The 1,724-nt window shown below is 39.8% G+C and carries 1 protein-coding gene and 1 pseudogene; both read right to left on the bottom strand.

Annotation, left to right across the window (positions count from 1 at the left end; genetic code table 11):
• Positions 1–327: 327 nt before the first annotated feature.
• Complete coding sequence (locus H5202_RS21955) at positions 328–1,479, bottom strand: lipase family protein (RefSeq protein WP_101085091.1); 1,152 nt, start codon at positions 1,477–1,479, stop codon at positions 328–330.
• Positions 1,476–1,724, bottom strand: a pseudogene (locus H5202_RS21960) (DUF6795 domain-containing protein); the annotation flags it as partial. The gene H5202_RS21955 and the pseudogene H5202_RS21960, both read right to left, overlap by 4 nt.

Genomic DNA, 1,724 nt, shown 5'->3' on the forward strand with positions numbered 1-1,724 from the left:
TATTTCCGTCATCTCTTTACGGAATTACCCAAGCGTGCACCATTAGATGATATGACTGATTTGCTGCCGTGGAATGTTGATTTAGGTGAAGCAGAATAAGCTTCACCAGTTCATTGACCGCTTACCTTTAAAGCGGGATAGTTCCCCATCGAAAATATGCGCTTTTCAGCATTTTTAGTCTGGGGTGCAGAGGATTTTAAAAGGGATACAAACGCTTTGCCCCTTTGATCTGGTGTAGCCTCAATGCCACGACTCACGTCAGCCGTTGAGGCCGCAGAGCACTCGGCCACTAATCTATTCACTGAGAATTTCATCGTCAATCTAGGTTTAAGATACCAGCTCAATAGCTTGTTTTGCGGTTGTATATAGTGTTTTTATCATCAAGCCTAAAACCCAGCGAATAAACTTCACACTCATTTCTTTAACCGTTTGTATTCTATTTCCAGCAAAAACTAGCATGTGACCTAATAAACCTCTTAACTCCTCAGCTATTTCATCAGTTGACTTAACAACGATACCATGCAAACAGCGAGCTAATATGTCATAAAACTGCAAACCATGACTTAAAGAGGCTTGGGCGACAATTAATGCATACTGACCTGTTTTTTTCAAAAGAGTGATTAAAGCATCGGTAATGATTTGCTGCCAGCGTTGAGAGAATGATGCATTATGACGTTGATCATATTTTAGTACCGTATGCTTATGGTTAAGCGTTTTAAGTGCTCTATTCATCGCGCTATAGCTCTTATATGATGCAACGGTATTGACATAACCAGGTGTGGCTTTTTCCATAGAATGCGCACCAATCGAGAAAAAAGACCCACTGTTCATTGCTGTTTGGTACTCACCGACAGTATGACTAAAGGGCCATACCGGAACTGCTGGTACAGGGTCCGCACCATGCGTAACACGATAATGCTCGATATTAGTAGAGGCTTGGTGAACAAATCTCTCAGTAACAACCCTTGGCGCACCAAAGGTATATAACTTGGTGTCAATCCCTTTCTCACTTGCCCAAAGCGCTGTTAATTGCGCAATAGCCCCACCCAAACTATGACCCACAACATGTAAACAATGAGGTTTATGCAGTGCTACATAATCATTAAATTCAGACTGCATACTGCTAAAAGCTTTTTCAAATCCTGAGTGTACTTCAAGACTTTTAGGCCCAACTGTTATAGCAATATTGCCATTAGTTAACCAGTCAGCAAATGACGTAAAAACAGTGCCACGAACACTAATAATATGATGTTGTTTAAATTGTGGCGAGATCCCTTGTGCCGTTAATGCAAAGCCAGTACTGCGATTCAATAGTTGGTTAACTAAGCCACCACTAACGCCTTGGATCTGACTATTAGTTATTTTAAAATTTTTAATAAAATCAAGATGAAAGTCACTCTGAAAACTTTTATTTTTCCTAGTATCATATACTCTTGAGGCTATACTAGCTGCTGTGCTAGGTGAAATTGTGTTACTCATAATTCGACTTCCTTGCCGGTAAAACGATCCGTTAGTTTATTAAAATCACCATCTTCAACAATATATTCCTTGTCACCATCATAAACTAATACGGGAGTATAATCCTCACCCCAGCGGCAGATGCTTGAAGCCATATGATCAAGATGTTCGTTATTGGTATTGTTAAATTGAAAACTCACACGCTTATCGGTCAATTCACAATTCATAAAAGATAGCTTTTTAGAAAACTCTGGCACTTCCTCAAT

Origin of the sequence: Shewanella sp. SG41-4 (assembly GCF_014164505.1) — a bacterium.
Taxonomy (GTDB): Bacteria; Pseudomonadota; Gammaproteobacteria; order Enterobacterales; family Shewanellaceae; genus Shewanella.

Bases quoted from the DNA above. Each gene is read 5' to 3' on its own strand.
- H5202_RS21955 (WP_101085091.1), bottom strand. From the start codon at position 1,479: ATGAGTAACACAATTTCACCTAGCACAGCAGCTAGTATAGCCTCAAGA.